Genomic DNA, 17,233 nt, shown 5'->3' with positions numbered 1-17,233 from the left:
GATCGCGAAGCGTTCAGACCCGGCGCAATGAGATGTTGTTGCAGGCTTCGCAGACGCTCTCCGGGATGACGCCGGCGTTCTGGAGCTTGCCGAAGATCCAGCAGCCCAGGCAGAACCCGGCGAAGGATTCGAGGGACGCCGCCACGATCAGCAGGCCCAGCAGGACCCACGCCACCGGGGCGAGACCGACGGTCCAGAAGATGGCCGCGGCGGTCGAGAGCACGGCGCCGATGGTCTGGGCGAACCTCTTCGGAGGGCCGGCGACCAGACGCGGTGCGCCCAGGCGCGGGGCGATGACGTGCACTGCGAGGCGTCCGGCGGGAGAGTACCGTGGGCCGCCGGCCACCCGGAGCCAGAAGCCCAGGGCGATGAGCCAGAGCAGCCAGCCCCAGCCGGCCGTCAGGCCGAGGATCAGGGTGACGACGCTCAGCACCACGATGATCCCCGCGGTGGAGCGTGCGGCGTACTCGTTCACCGGGTTCGGGAACGCGAACAGCCGCTTCAATCCGGAGCTGGTGGAAGTGGTCACCCTGCCAGACTACGGACGGCCCGCCCGCGCACGGAAGCATTATTGCTCCATGCGACGGGCGGGCCGTCATTCAGGGTGGGCCAGAGGCCCGGACCGCTCGGAAGAAGAGCTCAGAAGGAGAGCGGGACGTGCAGTTCCTTGATCCACTGCCGGCGTCGGTAGTCCCGGGCCCGGAGCAGCACGGAGTCGTGGGAGACCTCCACCTGCAGGCCGCTGGCCTCCAGGGGATCCAGCGCGCGCTCACCGCCGTGGCCGTCGTCCTCCCAGAGGGTCTGGATGGCGCCGGTGTTGACGGTCATGAAACCCTCCGGATTGCCGGTGCCCGGAACCACGCGGCGCACCGCCCAGTCGGAGAGGTTCAGGTCCCAGTGGGTGTGGCCACTGAAGAAGAACACGTTCTTGTACAGGCCCAGAATGCTGAGGAGCCGGTCCGCCTGCAGGTAGTCGCCCTTGTAGAGCGCGTTCCGGGTGCCGGAGACGGTGTTGGGGAGCGGGTGGTGGCAGAACACCATCACGGGCTTGCGTCGGCGGGCGTAATAGGCCAGGCGGGACTCGAGCCAGGCGAACTGCTCGTCGCTCAGCCACACCTCGTCCCAGAGCTTGCTGTCGTGGTAATGCATGTACTTCTCGGTGCCGAGCAGGAGGGCCGGGACGCCGCCCAGGTCCACCTCGGTGTAGACCTTCTTGCGGCCCGTGAAGTCATAGAAGTTGTTGTACAGCTTCTCTTCGGTGCACCCGTTCGGCCAGGTGTCCTGACGGAGCGTGGTGGGGTTCAGCCACTTGGGGACGTAGAACTCGTGGTTGCCGATCACCCAGTGGGCGTTGCGGGGATGCGGATTGGAGTCCAGCACCTTGCGGACGTCGGTGTATTCGAAGTCGTAGCCGCGCGGGGTGATGTCACCGTTGATCACCAGGCCGGCGCTGCGGGTGCGGGGGTTGGTGGTCTCGATGTCCTGCAGGGCCATGGCGAAATCGTGCAGATCACCCTGGATGTCACTGATGACGGAGAAGACGCTGCGGGCCCGGCCCCAGCCGGACGTGGCGGGTGCGGACGTGCTGCCGGCCTGCGCTGCCGATGCGGTGCCCACGGCGGCGAGCCCGGCCAGGGAGGTGGCGATCGCCGTGCGGCGGGTGAGGGGTTTCATGGCGGAGTGGATCCTTCACTGGGGGAGTGGTCGATTCCACGATAGGAAGGCTAAGTGAAGGGCATTCGCTTCTTGATTGCACTTGTCTATACAGCTGGGTGAACGCGACGTGAACGGTACTGCGAGTCGCGCCTCGGTTCAGGCGTGAGGGTCGCTTCCGGAGCCGGGCGCCGGGAGTCCGTCGAGGGAATTGAAGGTGTACAGCTGCACGCTGTCGATTCCGGGCAGCGCTTTGAGCCGGCTGATCATCTCCTCGGGGGCGTACCGGTTCCCGGGCAGGAGATTCCGGGCCAGGGACGCCTTGCCGCTGAGGAACCGGAGGGACGACCCCACTCCGATCTTCGCGGCGAGGGACACGAGCCGTGCCGTGGGGACCGCCCCGGCCACACCCGCCCGGACGGGAAGGTCCACCCCCTCGCGGCGGAGCCCTGCCACATAGTCGCCGATTCTCTCGGCCGAGAAGCACATCTGCGTCACGACCCGGCTCGCGTGCTCCTGTTTGCGCCGCAGGGACTCGAGGAGCACGTGATCCGGGATCCCCGGGTGCCCTTCGGGATACCCGGCCACGCCGACCGTGAAGCGCCCGCCGCCCAGCTCCGCGATGTCCCGGAGCAGCGCCTCACCGTCGGCGTACGGCCCGGCGGGAGTGCCGGCGTCGCCGCCCACCGCGAAGAGCTCGGTGACCCCCGCGTCCGCGCATTCCTCCAGGACCCGGAGCAGACGTTCCCGGCTGCTCAACCCCTTCGCCGCGAGGTGCGGCACCACCCGGTAACCGTTCCGAGCAAGCTCCGTGGCCACCGCGAGTGTGGCCTCCACGCCGTGCTTAGGCAGGCAGGTGACGCTGATCGATCCGGACGACGACGGCGGCACGGCCTTCCGCGCCGCCTCCACGATGCCGGGGGTCGGGATGACCTCGAGATGTATGGACAGCATGCCGGCTTCCGGGGTTTCCATGTCAGTCGATCCCGTCAGGCTTGGGTGGCGATGAGGGTGCGGGCTTCTTGGCGGGTGGTGCCGGAGTCTTGGATGCCGTCGGCGATGTGGGCGAGGTTTTCGGGGATGTCGCGGCCTTTTTTGCGCATGGCGGTGGCCCAGAGGCGTCCGGCGCGGTAGGAGGAGCGGACCAGGGGTCCGGACATGACGCCGAGGAAGCCGATCTGTTCGGCTTCGTCGGCGAGGTCGACGAATTCCTGGGGTTTGACCCAGCGGTCCACGGGCAGGTGCCGTTCGGAGGGTCGCAGGTACTGGGTGATGGTGATCAGGTCGCAGCCGGCCTCGTGCAGATCGCGCAGGGCCTCTGAGATTTCTTGGCGGGTTTCGCCCATGCCGAGGATGAGGTTGGATTTGGTGACCATGCCGTGGGTGCGGCCTTGGGTGATGACGTCCAGGGAGCGTTCGTAGCGGAACGCGGGGCGGATGCGTTTGAAGATGCGGGGGACGGTTTCGACGTTGTGGGCGAACACTTCCGGGGCGGAGTCGCAGATGGCTTGGATGTGGTCGGGTTTGCCGGAGAAGTCGGGGATGAGCAGTTCGACGCCGGTGCCGGGGTTGAGTTCGTGGATTTTGCGGACGGTTTCGGCGTAGAGCCAGACGCCTTCGTCTTCGAGGTCGTCGCGGGCGACGCCGGTGACGGTGGCGTAGCGCAGGTTCATGGATTGGACGGAGCGGGCGACTTTGGTGGGTTCGAGCCGGTCCAGGGGGGAGGGTTTGCCGGTGTCGATCTGGCAGAAGTCGCAGCGGCGGGTGCATTCGGAGCCGCCGATGAGGAAGGTTGCTTCTTTGTCTTCCCAGCATTCGAAGATGTTGGGGCAGCCGGCTTCTTCGCAGACGGTGTGCAGGCCTTCTTTTTTGACGAGGTTTTTCAGGCCGACGAATTCGGGTCCCATCTGGACTTTGGCTTTGATCCAGTCGGGTTTGCGTTCCACGGGGGTCGCGGCGTTGCGTTGTTCGATCCGCAGGAGTTTACGGCCTTCGGGGACAAGAGTCACAGCACGGGTCCTTCGTCGTCGGGTGAAGCGGGTGAAGCGGTGCGGCCGGTGATGCGGTGGCGTGAGTGATGCGGTGGCGCAAAAAACACGGTCGGAACAGCGTAGCCTCCGGTGCTGCGCGGACCCCCGTCCACGCAGCACCGGCGACGATCAGCTGAGGCCGTTCACGCCCGGGTACAGCGGGTGGGCCGTGGCGAGCGCATGCACACGGTCCCGCAGGCCGGTGAGGTCGGCGTCGTCGTCGGCGATGAGAGCCTCGGCGATGATGTCCGCGACCTCACGGAAAGCTTCCTCGCCGAAGCCGCGCGTGGCCAGGGCCGGGGTGCCGATCCGCAGGCCCGAGGTGACCATCGGCGGACGCGGGTCGAACGGGACGGCGTTGCGGTTGACCGTGATGTCGATGGCGGCCAGGCGGTCCTCGGCCTGCTGGCCGTTCAGGTCGCAATCGCGCAGGTCCACGAGCACCAGGTGCACGTCGGTGCCGCCGGAGACCACGGAGATGCCCTTGTCGGCCACGTCGGTCCGGGTGAGACGCTCGGCCAGGATCCGCGCACCCGCCAGGACGCGTTCCTGGCGCTCACGGAACTCCTCGGACGCCGCGATTTTGAAGGCCACTGCCTTGCCCGCGATGACGTGCTCCAGCGGGCCGCCCTGCTGACCGGGGAACACGGCCGAGTTGATCCTCTTGGCGATGTCCACGTCGTTGGACAGGATGATGCCGCCACGTGGCCCCGCCAGCGTCTTATGGGTCGTGGACGTCGTGACGTGGGCATGCGGCACGGGCGAGGGGTGCAGCCCCGCCGCCACGAGGCCGGCGAAATGCGCCATGTCCACCATGAGGTAGGCGCCCACGGAGTCGGCGATCCGGCGGAACTCGGCGAAGTCCAGCTGGCGCGCGTAAGCGGACCAGCCGGCCACGATCAGGGCGGGCCGGTGCTCCTGAGCCAGACGCTCGACCTCGGCCATGTCCACGGTGTGGGTGTCCTCGCGGACGCCGTACGGGACGACGTTGTAGAGCTTGCCGGAGAAGTTGATGCGCATGCCGTGCGTGAGGTGGCCGCCGTGGGCGAGATTCAGACCCATGATGGTGTCGCCGGGCTTGATGAGCGCGTGCATGACGGAGGCGTTGGCCTGGGCGCCGGAGTGCGGCTGGACGTTGGCGAACTCGGCGCCGAAGAGGCCCTTGATCCGGTCGATGGCGAGCTGCTCGATGACGTCCACGTGCTCGCAGCCGCCGTAGTAGCGCTTGCCCGGATATCCCTCGGCGTACTTATTGGTCAGGACGGAGCCCTGGGCCTGCATGACGGCGAACGCGGTGTGGTTCTCCGAGGCGATCATCTCGAGGCCCTCGCGCTGGCGGTGCAGCTCGTCGTCGATCTTCGCCGCGACCTCAGGGTCCAGCTCTGAAAGGGATGCGTTCAGCGACGCCGGGACCACTTGCTCGTACTCGGTGACGGCGGCACTCACAGTTCGCCTCCATTGGCCGCGGCGTACTCCTCGGCGGACAGCAGCGGGCCCTCGGCGGTGACCGCCACGGTGAAGAGCCAGCCCTCGCCGTACGGGTCGCTGTTGATCAGGGCCGGATCGTCCGATGCCGCGGCGTTGACCGCGGTGATCTCGCCCGAGACCGGAGCGTACAGATCGGACACTGACTTGGTGGACTCCACTTCGCCGCAGGTCTCCCCGGCGGTGATGACCGTGCCGGCTTCGGGCAGGTCCACATAGACGATGTCCCCCAGGGCATCCGCCGCCACCGCGGAGATGCCGACGCGCACCGCGCCTTCCCCGTCCGCTGCGACCCACTCGTGCTCGGCCGAATACCTCAGGCCGGCGTCCACTCTGCTCATCTTCACTACCTCTTTCCGCTGTTGCTCATCCGCTGGGCGTCACGGCCCGGTTCGTCCGGCAGCCCGGGAGGGCGGAGGACGAAGTGTGGGGGCCGCGCTGACTGCATCGCTGAGGAAGGGTGTCCTGCTGCCGTTTCCCCGAGCAGCACGGAGTGGCCACGGTGAGGTGTGCCCTTCCAGGCCGGGTGAGGGAGGACGGTCGGTCCGGCGGACATGAGGAACCCTTCGGCTTAGGCGCCGCGAGGGCGCCACGATGACAGGTGTTCCTCCCCGCTCTGTATGGGACCTGAGAGATTCCGCGGGCTGAAGGGCCCCGCTTGCACCGTCGGTGAGCCCGGCGGACCGGGCTGCTTTCCAGAGTTGCCTCGCCGCGGCGGTACGGGTGCCTGAGAGATTCCCGGGGAGGGTTTGCTCCTACGGCGCCTGCCCGGCGTGCCGGGAGGTCTCTCCCGCCGCGGATCAACAGCGTCCGCACCACCTACCGGTGATGCGGCTCACACGATATCCGTAATCACTGGTCATGCGCAAAACTCCGACGATTCGACGCAGGTTTTTGACACCTTCGGGATCTATGATCAGCTCGACATCATCGTAGGGGGGCTCCATCAGTCATGCCGGATTCATCCATCAGCCGCCGCGCGGCCCTGCTGGCACTGGGAGCCGCCACGGCACCGCTGCTGGGGGCTTGCGCCGACTCACCGTCGGCCCCGCCTGGCGCGAAGACGAGCGGCAGCCCTGCGCCGTCCTCAGGCGGGGGAACGACGACGTCGGCCGCTCCTTCGCCGAGCCTGGCGCCGAGCTCTACCCCCACACCCCGCAAGACCTTTGCGGGTGACTTCAGGCTTCCGCCCGTGCAGAACGGCCTGGCGCCGGTCATCACCCGGGTGACGACGAAGCAGCCGGTGGTCTTCCTGACGATCGACGACGGCGTGGTCAAGACCCAGGAGTCGCTCGACCTGCTGGACGAGTACGGCTACCCGGCCACCCTGTTCCTGACGAAGAGCGCGATCGCGGGCAATCCGGACTTCTTCAAGAAGTTCCAGGCCCGCGGCGACCGCATCCAGAACCACACCATCAGCCACAACACCTCCATGGTCAATGAGAGCTACGAGTACCAGCTCGGCGAGGTGACCGGGATGCAGGCCTACATCAAGCGCCACTACGGCACCACGCCCACGCTCTTCCGCCCGCCCGGCGGGGCTTACTCGAACGCCATGCGCACCGCGGTGGCCGCCGCGGGACTCAAGGCCGTCATCGACTGGGAGTGCAAAGCCAACGCCGGCCGGATGGACTATCAGGTGGGCAACGGTCTGCGCCCGGGTGACATCTGCCTCATGCACTTCCGGCCGGAATTCAAACGGGACCTCGCGGCGTTCCACAAAGCACAGAAGGCCTCCGGACTGACCGTGGTCCGCCTGGAGGAGTTACTCGGAATCTGAGTTCTCCCGCCACCGCCGAAGTGGGATAGCGTCGGAGTACGGAACAATTCACATCACAGGAGGAAGCATGAAGGCATCACCCACGCTCGCGGCCAATCTCCAGGCCGTGCTGACCGACCTGATCGAATTGCACCTGCAGGGCAAGCAGGCCCACTGGAACATCGTGGGACCGAACTTCCGCGATCTGCACCTCCAGCTGGACGTCCTGATCGACCTGGCCCGCAACCTCAGTGACGACGTCGCCGAGCGCATGCGCGCCCTGGAAGCCGTCCCGGACGGCCGCAGCGTCACCGTCGAGAAGGAGACCAACCTCGCGGCGTTCCCCGAGGGCCTGATCTCCACGCACGACGCCATCGACCGCATCGTCGCGGCCATCAACGCCACCGTCGGCACCACCCGCAAGGTCCACGACCAGGTGGACGAGGAGGACCCCACCTCGGCGGACCTCCTGCACACCGTGCTCGAGGGACTCGAGCAGCAGGCCTGGCTCATCGGCGCGGAGAACATGAAGCCCTGACAGCCCGCTGACACGGACGGGACGACGACGGCGCCGCACCCTCCCGGGGTGCGGCGCCGTCATCGTGTCTGAGCCACACATTACCGCGCGGGTTCGGCTACTGATCCGTGGCAGCTTGCGTAAAGGGGCCCCGCGCCCCGCCAGCGGCGTGAGCATTCAACTCCGCGCGGGGATAGCAAGCAGAACGGATCAGCAGCCGAACCCGGGCTCCGGTCCCAGGCGGCTCAGTCCACCAGGGCCGGGGTGTCCATCTTCAGCGTCTGCCCGCGGAAGAACTCGGGCCGCTTACGGGACATCACGAACATCACCACGACGCCGAGCAGCAGGATCCCCACACCCACCACGAACACCAGGCCCACACCGAACACGGCGGTCCCGGAGCCGAACGCCGGGTCCCAGGAGTCGACCGCGGTCTGGATCATGACGACGAACAGCATGATGCCGCCCACCACGGGCGCCAGGCCGCGCAGGAGGAAGTTCCGCGGGCTGGCCAGCAGGGTCTTCCGGAAGTACCAGACGCAGGCGAACGCCGTGAGGCCGTAGTAGAAGCAGATCATCAGGCCGAGGGCCAGGATGGTGTCATTGAGGACGTTCTGGCTCACGATGTGCATCACCGCGTAGAAACCCCACGAGATCACGCCCGCCGCGACGGTGGCGTTGGCCGGGGTGAAGTGCACCGGGTCGACCTTGGCCATCGACTTGGGCAGCGCGCCGTAGTGTCCCATGGCGAGCAGGCCGCGGGCCGGGGACATGAAGGTCGACTGCAGGGACGCAGCCGAGCTGGAGAGCACGGCCAGGGACATCAGGATGGCGAGCGGGCCCATGATGGGCGAGGCCAGTGCCGTGAAGATGTTGCCCGAGTTCTCCGGGTTCCGCAGGCCGAAGCCCTGCTCGCCGATGCCGGCGAACATGATGCAGGCGATGGCGACCAGCAGGTAGATGGCCAGCACGGACAGAGCCGTGATGGTGCCCGCCTTGCCGGCGGTCTTCCGGCCGTCCTTGGCTTCCTCGTTCAGGGTCAGGCAGACGTCCCAGCCCCAGTACACGAAGATCGAGAGGGAGATGCCGGCGGTGATCGCGCTGAAGCTGTCCACCTTGGTGATGTCGAACCAGTCCCAGGAGAAGGCCATGCCCTGGCCGGAGTTCTCCCAGTTCACGATCGCCATGATGGCGAAGAGGCCGAGCACCAGGAGCTGGAAGCCCACGAGGACGTACTGGACGTTCTTGGCGGTCTCCAGGCCGCGGTAGCTGATCCACACGGCCGCGACCACGAAGACGAGGCACGTGGCCACGTTGATCCACTGATTGCCCGCCAGATCGGCCAGCCCCTCCACGCCCGTGACCTGCGCCAGGAAGAGGTAGAAGAAGTCCACGGCCACGCCCGCCAGATTGGACAGCACGATGATGTTCGCGGCGAGCAGGCCCCAGCCGCCCATGAAGCCGATCCAGGGTCCGAAGGCCTTGGTGCTCCAGGTGAAGGTGGTGCCGGAATCCGGGGAATCGGTGTTGAGCTCGCGGTACGCCAGGGCCACCAGGATCATCGGGATGAAGCCGATGACGAAGATGATGGGGAGCTGCGCGCCGACCTCCTGGACCGTCGGGCCGAGGGCGCCGGTCAGGGTGTACGCGGGGGCGATGGTGGAGAGGCCGATGACGACGATCGCGAGCAGGCCGAGCTGACCGGACTTGAGCCCTTTGCCGTCCACATCCTGGTGGGCGCTGCGGGGGTGATGTTGTTCCATGGGTGGCTTTCTGTGCATGGCCAGGCGGCAGCGTCGCCGCGACGGGCAGGCCGGTGAGGGCTTGCCCGCCGACCCGGAAGGGCGGGTCTGGCCGGGCCGGGCGGGGGCCCGGCGCGACGGGTCAGCGAGCGGCGCGAGGCTGCTGCTGGGTGATGCAGTGGATGCCGCCGCCGCGGGCGAAGAGCTCACGGGCGTCGACGGTGACGATCTCGCGGCCCGGGTAGGCGGCGGAGAGGGCTTCGACGGCGCGGGCGTCGTTGGCGTCGTTGAACGAGCAGGCGATGACGGCGCCGTTGAGGACCACGTGGTTGATGTAACTGAAGTCCACGAAGCCCTCCTCGTCGGTGAGAGTGGCCGGCGCGGGCACCGGGATGACGGTGAGCGTGCGGCCCGCGGCGTCCGTGCTGTCCTTGAGGAGCGCGATGATCTCCTGGGAGACCTCGTAGTCGGGGTGGTCCGGGTTCTCCTGGTGGTGGACCAGGACCGTGCCGGGGGAGGAGAGCGTGGCGACGATGTCCACGTGGCCGCGGGTGCCGAACTCCTCGGAGTCGCGAGTGAGGCCGCGGGGCAGCCAGATGGCCTTGGTGGCGCCGATGGTGCGGGCCAGTTCGGCTTCGATCTGCTCCTTGGTGGCGCCGGGGTTGCGGCCCTGATCCAGCTGCACGGTCTCGGTGAGGAGCACGGTGCCTTCGCCGTCCACGTGGATGCCGCCGCCCTCGTTGACGATCGGGGAGGAGATCAGTTCTGCGGGGGTCTGTCCGGCGACGAACGCGCCGATCTCGGAGTCCTTGTCCCAGGCGGCCCAGTCCTGGGCGCCCCAGCCGTTGAAGACCCAGTCCACGGCGCCGAGGCGGCCCTCGGCGTCCAGGACGAAGCTCGGGCCGATGTCGCGCATCCAGGCGTCGTTGAGCTCGGCGGTGACGACCTCGACGCGCGGGTCCAGGTACTGGGCGGCGATCTCGGTGTCCGCCGGGTCGACGACCATGGTGACCGGCTCGAAGCGGACGGCCGCGTTCGCCACGGCGGCCCACGTGGTGCGGGCGGCGTGAGCGTCCTCGGCGGTCTCGCCCAGGGTGTAACCCTCGTGCGGGAAGGCCATCCAGAGACGTTCCTGCTCGGCGGTCTCCGAGGGCATGACCCAGCGCTGGGCGTTGTCGGCGGGAGTGGTTTCGTCAGCCACGTCAGACTCCAATGTGTGATGGCTAGCTTGTGAGGAGGGCCACAAAAATGAACAATGTTCATTTAGTATGGGTGGTGCGCTTCACATTTGGCAAGCCGTCGACGGCGGGCGGCACGCCCCGGGCGTCTGACCAGCGGATTCACTGGCAGGCGCCCGGGGCGCTTCTCCCCAGGGGCCGGAGGTGACTCCGGCCCAGGTCAGCCTCCCCAGACTGACCGGTCGTGCGCAGGAGCCGGTCAGTGACCGGGACGCTCCTGCCGGCTTTCCTTGGTGGCGCGAGGGACCTTCCGCAGGCCGATCGCCGCGGCGACGGTCACGCTGACCATCAGCAGGGCGCCGATGGTGGCCGTGAGGGTGACGCCCGAGTCGAAGGCGTGCTGCGCCGTCGTCGTGAGCTGATGACCCAGCTCGCCGCCCACGCGGTGCGCGACGTCGATCGCTCCGGCGAGCGTCTCCTTCGCCGCGTGGCCGTCGGCCTCACTCAGCCCGGCCGGCAGCCGCAGGTGCTGCTGGTAGCTGGCCGTCAGGATCGACCCGAGGATCGCGGTGCCCAGCAGGGCTCCGAACTCGTAGCCGGTCTCCGAGATCGCGGAGGCCGCGCCGGCCTTCTCCGGCGGCACCGACCCCATGATCAGGTCGTTGGAGATGGTCTCCGCCGCGCCGATGCCGATCGACAGCAGGTAGACGGCCAGGAGGAAGACCGGCATGCCGACGCTGTTGCCGAAGAGTGCCACCAGGACGTAGGCGGTGGTGCTCAGGGCGAGGCCCGCCGTGACCACGGTGCCGGGGCGCAGGGCGCGCACCAGCGGGACCGAGGACAGGCCCGCGATGATCGTCGCCACGGAGGCCGGCAGCAGGGTGATGCCGGCCTGGAACGGGCTCATGCCTTCCACCAGCTGCAAGTGCTGGGAGAAGAAGAAGATGAAGCCCGTCATGGAGACGAAGGACAGGACGTTGGCCGCGATCGACGTGCTGAACACCGGGTTCGTGAACAGCGTGACGTCCAGCATGGGAGCTGGGATCCGGCGCTGGCGGCGGACGAACAGCACGCCCATGCCCACGCCGAAGAACGCCAGGGCCAGCGGGAGCGGCTCGAAGCCGTGCACCGTGAGCTCCTTGATGGCCACCGCGACAGGACCCATCGAGAGGATCGACAGGAAGACGCTCGGGACGTCGATGGGGTGCGGCGAGTTGTCCTTGGACTCCGGGATCATCCGGGTGCCCAGCACCAGGAGCGGCGCCAGCAGGAAGGCGGGCATCATGAGGACCGCGCCCCACCAGAAGTGGTCCACGAGCCAGCCGCCGACGATCGGGCCGAGGGCCGCGCCGCCGGAGAAGAAGGCTGCCCAGATGGCGATCGCCAGCCGGCGCTGGTTGTTGTCCGTGAAGATGTTCCGGATCAGGGACAGGGTGCTCGGCATGAGGGTGGCGCCGAACAGGCCGAGGGCCGCACGTCCGGCGATCAGGGCGCCGGCGGTGGGCGAGAAGGCCGCGGCGATGGAGGCCAGGCCGAAGCCGGCGCTGCCGATCATGAGGAGCTTCCGGCGCCCGATGCGGTCGCCCAGATTGCCCATGGCCACGAGGAGCGCGGCCAGGACGAGCGGGTACGCGTCGATGATCCAGAGCAGTTCCACGCCGCTCGCCTGCAAGGAGCTGGCGATGGCGGGGAGTGCGAAAGTGAGGGCGGTGTTGTCCACTGCCACGAGCAGCACGGGCACCATGAGCAGTGCCAGGGCCGCCCACTTCTGCCATGGCGCCGTCCCGTTGCTCGTGTTCGGAGTCAAGGTCTTGGTCGTCATGATCATAACTGTACCGTCTGGACTGTATAGTTTCAATCCGGGCGTCATCCTCCCGCGCCACCACCGAACCATGCAGAATGGAAGCCATGTCACGAAAGCCCGTAGCCAGGAACGCCGTCCTCGACGCCTTCGAGTCGATGCTGATCGAAGTGGGGGAGCGGGGCGCCACCCTGGATGCGGTGGCTGCGCGTGCCGGGGTCTCCAAGGGCGGTCTGCTGTACCACTACCCGAACAAGGAGGCGCTGGTCGCCGCCCTTCTGGACCGCTTCGACACCCTGGCCCAGGAGGAGATCGAAGCCATGAAGACGGCTCCGGAAGGCGCCGGCGTCTACTTCATCAAGGAGGCCATCTGGGACGGCGGACCTCTGGACCGCTCCTTCGTCGCGGCGACCCGCCTCGCCGAAGTGGCCCACGCCGAGACCCAGCGCCGTTTCGCCAGAATCCAGAAGCAGTGGCTCGAGGTGCTCACGGAGGAACTCGGCGAGGACCTGGCGCGGGCCGTGCGGTACATGTCCGACGGGCTGTACTTCAATGCGGTCCTGGAGAACGGCGGGGGTCAGGAGATGGACCGCGCCAAGACCGACGCCGAAGTGCAGAGCCTCCTGCGGGTGCTCGAGCTGGTCCGTGGCAAGATGTGAGCCCGCCGGCCCCGGCTCGTTTGCCCTCCCAGGCCGCAGGGGAGACAATTGACGTTGTGACTGCTATCACCGCGGTCCGCCACAAGTGAATAAGCCATCGATCCGCGGCGGGAGAGTCCTGCGAACGGGTATTACGCAGGCGCCGTAGGAGCAAAACCTCCCCAGGAATCTCTCAGGCCCCCGTACCGCCGCGCCGAGGCAACTCTGGAAAGCAGCCGGTCACCCGGCTCACCGACGGTGCAGGTGCCCGCCCTTCGTGGTGGGTGCGAAAACTCTCAGGTCCCACACAGAGCGGGGAGGAGCCCATCCCGTTCCGGCGTACCATTCGCCGGCCAAGCACTGGAGTTCCTTCGTGACGAATCCCTCCGCCGTCCTTGATCTGGCGAAGTCCGGCAGCTTCGTGGACCGCCACATCGGCTCACGCCGTCAGACCGAGATCGACACCATGCTGCAGGCCGTGGGCTACAGCTCGGTCGACGCCCTGGTCAACACCGCGGTCCCGGATGACATCAAGCAGCCCACCCCGCTCACGCTGCGCCCGGCCCTCTCCGAGGTCGAGGTCCTCGCCGAGCTGCGCCGTCTGGCCTCGCTCAACAAGACCGCCGTCCAGCTCATCGGCCAGGGCTACTACGACACCGTCACACCCGCCGTGATCCGCCGGAACATCCTCGAGGCGCCGGCCTGGTACACCGCGTACACCCCGTACCAGCCCGAGATCTCCCAGGGCCGTCTCGAAGCGCTCCTGAACTTCCAGACCATGGTCCAGGACCTCGTCGGCCTGCCCATCGCGAACGCCTCCTTGCTGGACGAAGGCACCGCCGTCGTCGAGGCCGTCCTGCTCATGCGCCGCGCCAACAAGGCGAAGGAAGCCGCCGACGGCAAGACCGTGCTCGACGCCGACCTCCTCCCGCAGACCATCGCCCTCGTGAAGGGCCGCGCCGAGGCCCTCGGCTTCGAAGTCGAGGTGGCGGACCTGTCCGCAGGCCTCCCGGAGGGAGCCATCAACGGCGTCGTCCTACAGCAGCCCGGCGTCTCCGGCAAGGTCTTCGACCACGCACCGGTCATCGCCGCCGCCAAGGAACGCGGCGCCATGGTCACCGTCGCCGCCGATCTGCTCTCCCTCACCCTCATCACCCCTCCCGGTGAGCAGGGCGCGGACATCGCCGTCGGCAGCGCCCAGCGCCTGGGCGTCCCGCTGTTCTTCGGCGGCCCGCACGCCGCGTACATGGCCGTCCGCAAGGGCCTCGAGCGTTCCCTGCCGGGCCGCCTGGTCGGTGTCTCCAAGGACGACGCCGACACCCCGGCGTACCGCCTGGCCCTCCAGACCCGCGAGCAGCACATCCGCCGCGAGAAGGCCACCTCCAACATCTGCACCGCGCAGGCCCTGCTGGCGATCGTCGCCTCGATGTACGGCGTCTTCCACGGCCCCGACGGCCTGAAGGCCATCGCCTCCCAGGTTCACGCCCACGCCGCACGTTTCGACGCCGCCCTGCGCGCCGCCGGTGTGCAGACGGCGAACACCGAGTTCTTCGACACCGTGACGGTCATCGTCCCGGGCCGCGCCGCCTCGATCCTCGCGGCCGCCGAGGAAGCCGGCTACAACCTTCGCGCCATCGACGCGGACACCCTGGGCGTCTCCTTCGACGAGACCACGACGCCGGAGACGGTCACCGCCGTCGCGTCCTTCTTCGGCGCGGACGCCTCCGCCGTGGAGACCTCCGGCGCCGAGTACCCGCTGGCCCTGCGCCGCAACACCGAGTTCATGACCCACCCGGTGTTCAACACGCACCGCTCCGAGACCCAGATGCTGCGCTACATCCGCCGCCTCTCGGACCGTGACCTGGCACTGGACCGCACCATGATCCCGCTGGGCTCCTGCACCATGAAGCTCAACGCGACCGCCGAGATGGAAGCCATCTCCTGGCCGGAGTTCGCCTCCATCCACCCGTTCGCCCCGGACTCCCAGACGGCCGGCTGGCGTGAGCTGATCGACGGTCTCGAAGCCGATCTCGCCGAGATCACGGGCTACGACCAGGTGTCCATCCAGCCGAACGCCGGTTCGCAGGGCGAGCTGGCGGGCCTGCTGGCCATCCGCGGCTACCACCACTCCCGCGGCGACCAGCAGCGCGACATCTGCCTCATCCCGGCCTCGGCTCACGGCACCAACGCGGCGTCCGCCGTGCTGGCCGGCATGAAGGTCGTCGTCGTGGCGACCGCGCCCGACGGCACGATCGACCACGAGGACCTCAAAGCCAAGATCGAGGCGCACCGCGATGCGATCGCCGCCATCATGATCACCTACCCGTCCACCCATGGTGTCTACGACGCCGATGTGCGCTACATCTGCGACGCCGTGCACGAGGCGGGCGGCCAGGTCTACATCGACGGCGCCAACCTGAACGCCCTCGTCGGCCTCGCCCAGCCGGGCAAGTTCGGCGGCGACGTCTCCCACCTGAACCTCCACAAGACGTTCTGCATCCCGCACGGCGGTGGCGGCCCCGGCGTCGGACCGGTCGCGGCCCGCGCCCACCTGGCGCCGTTCATGCCCGGCAACGCGGCGGACCCGGCCAACGGCGCCGGCGGCGCCCCGATCTCCGCGAGCCGCTTCGGCTCGGCCGGCGTGCTGCCCATCTCCTGGGCCTACATCCGCCTCATGGGCGGCGACGGTCTCACCGAGGCCACCAAGTCCGCCCTGCTGGCCGCCAACTACGTGGCCAAGCGCCTGGACGAGCACTTCCCGGTCCTCTACACCGGCGAAGGCGGGCTCGTGGCCCACGAGTGCATCCTGGACCTCCGTCAGCTGACCGCCGACACCGGCGTCACCGCGGAGGACGTGGCCAAGCGCCTCATCGACTTCGGTTTCCACGCGCCGACCCTGGCGTTCCCGGTGGCCGGCACCCTGATGGTGGAGCCCACCGAGTCCGAGGACCTGGGCGAGCTGGACCGTTTCATCGACGCCATGATCGTCATCCGCGGTGAGATCGAGCAGGTCCGCAACGGCGACTTCAGCGTCGAGCACAGCCCGCTGCGCCACGCGCCGCACACGGCGTCCGCCGTCGTGACCTCTGAGTGGGACCGTTCGTACAGCCGCGAGCAGGCCGCCTTCCCGGCCCGCCCGGACCACTCCGGTCACGCTCACGGCCAGGACAAGTACTTCCCGCCGGTGGGACGTATCGACGGTGCCTCGGGCGACCGCAACCTGGTCTGCTCCTGCCCGCCCATCGAAGCGTTCGAGAACTGAACCCGCCGCACAGGACCGAAGGACATCCACTCCATGACTGAGAACCACACAGCCCTGTACGCCGAGCACGAGAAACTGGGCGCCTCGTTCACCGACTTCGGCGGCTGGCAGATGCCGCTCAAGTACGGTTCCGAGCTGGCGGAACACCACGCCGTCCGCCAGGCTGCCGGCCTCTTCGACCTCTCCCACATGGGTGAGGTCTGGGTGGAGGGCCCCGGCGCGGGCGCCTTCCTGGACTACGCCCTGGTGGGCAAGCTGTCCGCGATCGCGGAAGGCAAGGCCAAGTACTCGCTGATCTGCCAGGAGGACGGCGGGATCATCGACGACCTCATCGTCTACCGCCGTGGCGAGGAGAAGTTCCTCGTGGTGCCGAACGCGGGCAACGCACCCGTCGTCGCCGAGGAGCTCCAGCAGCGTGCCGAGGGCTTCGACGTCACCGTCACGAACGCCTCGGCCGACATCTCCCTCATCGCGGTCCAGGGCCCGAACGCGGAAGCGATCCTCCTCACCCTGGTGCCGGAGGACGAGCACGAGACCGTCACCGGGCTGAAGTACTACGCCGCCGTCGAGGTCACCATCAACGGCGAGTCCCTCCTGCTGGCCCGCACGGGCTACACGGGCGAGGACGGCTTCGAGATCTTCGTGGGCAACGAGTCCGCCCCGTCCCTGTGGCAGGCGCTCCTGTCCGCCGGCGAGGGCCACGGACTGGTGCCGGCAGGCCTGGCGTCGCGTGACTCGCTCCGCCTCGAGGCCGGCATGCCGCTCTACGGCAACGAGCTCTCCCGGGAAGGCACCCCCTTCGCCGCGGGACTCGGCCCCGTGGTCGCGCTCAAGAGCAAGGACGGCGATTTCGTCGGCCGTGCCGCCCTCGAAGCCGCCAAGGAGAACGGTGTGGGGACCACCTCGGGCCGCCGTCTGGTGGGTCTGAAGGGCCTGGGCCGCCGCGCCGGCCGCAGCCACTACAACGTCCTGAAGGACGGCGTCGTGGTGGGCGAGGTCACCTCCGGTCAGCCCAGCCCGACCCTCGGATATCCGGTGGCTCTGGCCTACGTGGATGTGGCTTACACTGAACCGGGCACCGCGCTGGACATCGATCTGCGCGGCAAGGCGGAACCGTTCGAAGTGGTCTCCCTGCCCTTCTACAAGCGTGAGCGTTAGGCGGTAAGAA

Annotated in this window: 14 protein-coding genes and 2 riboswitches; of the genes, 5 read left to right on the top strand and 9 right to left on the bottom strand. The window is 68.2% G+C overall.

What is annotated here, in order from left to right; genetic code table 11:
* Positions 1 to 13: 13 nt before the first annotated feature.
* The 6 genes from AB6732_RS11560 to gcvH all read right to left on the bottom strand — a co-directional run bounded on the left by AB6732_RS11560 (position 14) and on the right by gcvH (position 5,509).
* Positions 14 to 529, bottom strand: a complete 516-nt coding sequence (locus AB6732_RS11560) for a DUF4395 domain-containing protein (protein ID WP_370960086.1) — start codon at positions 527 to 529, stop codon at positions 14 to 16.
* Positions 530 to 639: 110 nt separating this feature from the next.
* Positions 640 to 1,674, bottom strand: a complete 1,035-nt coding sequence (locus AB6732_RS11555) for a DUF4073 domain-containing protein (RefSeq protein ID WP_370960085.1) — start codon at positions 1,672 to 1,674, stop codon at positions 640 to 642.
* 138 nt (positions 1,675 to 1,812) lie between these two features.
* Complete coding sequence (locus tag AB6732_RS11550) at positions 1,813 to 2,628, bottom strand: methylenetetrahydrofolate reductase (RefSeq protein ID WP_370960084.1); 816 nt, start codon at positions 2,626 to 2,628, stop codon at positions 1,813 to 1,815.
* A gap of 14 nt (positions 2,629 to 2,642) precedes the next feature.
* A complete protein-coding gene (gene lipA, locus AB6732_RS11545; protein WP_370960083.1) occupies positions 2,643 to 3,662 on the bottom strand; it encodes a lipoyl synthase in 1,020 nt (339 codons plus the stop codon).
* Positions 3,663 to 3,812: 150 nt separating this feature from the next.
* Entirely contained in the window at positions 3,813 to 5,129 is a 1,317-nt protein-coding gene (gene glyA, locus AB6732_RS11540) for a serine hydroxymethyltransferase (RefSeq protein ID WP_370960082.1), read from the bottom strand.
* Positions 5,126 to 5,509: a glycine cleavage system protein GcvH gene (gene gcvH / locus AB6732_RS11535; protein ID WP_370960081.1), complete on the bottom strand. Its 384-nt coding sequence runs from the start codon at positions 5,507 to 5,509 to the stop codon at positions 5,126 to 5,128. The genes glyA and gcvH overlap by 4 nt, the downstream gene beginning before the upstream one ends.
* Before the next feature lie 364 nt (positions 5,510 to 5,873).
* A riboswitch (glycine riboswitch) is annotated at positions 5,874 to 5,971 on the bottom strand.
* A 149-nt stretch (positions 5,972 to 6,120) separates the two neighbouring features.
* On the opposite strand from gcvH, the gene AB6732_RS11530 reads away from it, so the two are divergent.
* Positions 6,121 to 6,948 (top strand): polysaccharide deacetylase family protein, encoded by an 828-nt coding sequence (locus AB6732_RS11530; RefSeq protein WP_370960080.1) that lies wholly within the window; start codon positions 6,121 to 6,123, stop codon positions 6,946 to 6,948.
* Between the two features lie 67 nt (positions 6,949 to 7,015).
* A complete protein-coding gene (locus AB6732_RS11525) occupies positions 7,016 to 7,465 on the top strand; it encodes a Dps family protein (protein WP_307496006.1) in 450 nt (149 codons plus the stop codon).
* Positions 7,466 to 7,689: 224 nt separating this feature from the next.
* Here AB6732_RS11525 and AB6732_RS11520 read toward each other — a convergent pair whose 3' ends face one another.
* From AB6732_RS11520 to AB6732_RS11510, 3 genes are all read right to left on the bottom strand, one after another.
* Positions 7,690 to 9,207: an APC family permease gene (locus AB6732_RS11520; RefSeq protein ID WP_370960079.1), complete on the bottom strand. Its 1,518-nt coding sequence runs from the start codon at positions 9,205 to 9,207 to the stop codon at positions 7,690 to 7,692.
* A 121-nt stretch (positions 9,208 to 9,328) separates the two neighbouring features.
* Positions 9,329 to 10,342 (bottom strand): agmatine/peptidylarginine deiminase, encoded by a 1,014-nt coding sequence (locus AB6732_RS11515; protein WP_370960126.1) that lies wholly within the window; start codon positions 10,340 to 10,342, stop codon positions 9,329 to 9,331.
* Between the two features lie 281 nt (positions 10,343 to 10,623).
* Positions 10,624 to 12,186: an MFS transporter gene (locus tag AB6732_RS11510; protein WP_370960078.1), complete on the bottom strand. Its 1,563-nt coding sequence runs from the start codon at positions 12,184 to 12,186 to the stop codon at positions 10,624 to 10,626.
* A gap of 86 nt (positions 12,187 to 12,272) precedes the next feature.
* On the opposite strand from AB6732_RS11510, the gene AB6732_RS11505 reads away from it, so the two are divergent.
* The 3 genes from AB6732_RS11505 to gcvT all read left to right on the top strand — a co-directional run bounded on the left by AB6732_RS11505 (position 12,273) and on the right by gcvT (position 17,223).
* On the top strand, positions 12,273 to 12,824 hold the full coding sequence (locus tag AB6732_RS11505) for a TetR/AcrR family transcriptional regulator (protein ID WP_307496009.1): 552 nt from the start codon (positions 12,273 to 12,275) through the stop codon (positions 12,822 to 12,824).
* A 98-nt stretch (positions 12,825 to 12,922) separates the two neighbouring features.
* Positions 12,923 to 13,022, top strand: a riboswitch (glycine riboswitch).
* 154 nt (positions 13,023 to 13,176) lie between these two features.
* Entirely contained in the window at positions 13,177 to 16,065 is a 2,889-nt protein-coding gene (gene gcvP / locus AB6732_RS11500; RefSeq protein ID WP_370960077.1) for an aminomethyl-transferring glycine dehydrogenase, read from the top strand.
* A gap of 33 nt (positions 16,066 to 16,098) precedes the next feature.
* On the top strand, positions 16,099 to 17,223 hold the full coding sequence (gene gcvT / locus AB6732_RS11495) for a glycine cleavage system aminomethyltransferase GcvT (protein WP_370960076.1): 1,125 nt from the start codon (positions 16,099 to 16,101) through the stop codon (positions 17,221 to 17,223).
* Positions 17,224 to 17,233 lie beyond the last annotated feature (10 nt).

Source organism: Arthrobacter sp. RCC_34 (assembly GCF_041360795.1).
GTDB lineage: Bacteria > Actinomycetota > Actinomycetes > Actinomycetales > Micrococcaceae > Arthrobacter_E.
Note: the sequence above shows the minus strand (reverse complement) of the source record. Positions and strands in the feature narration are given on the sequence as shown.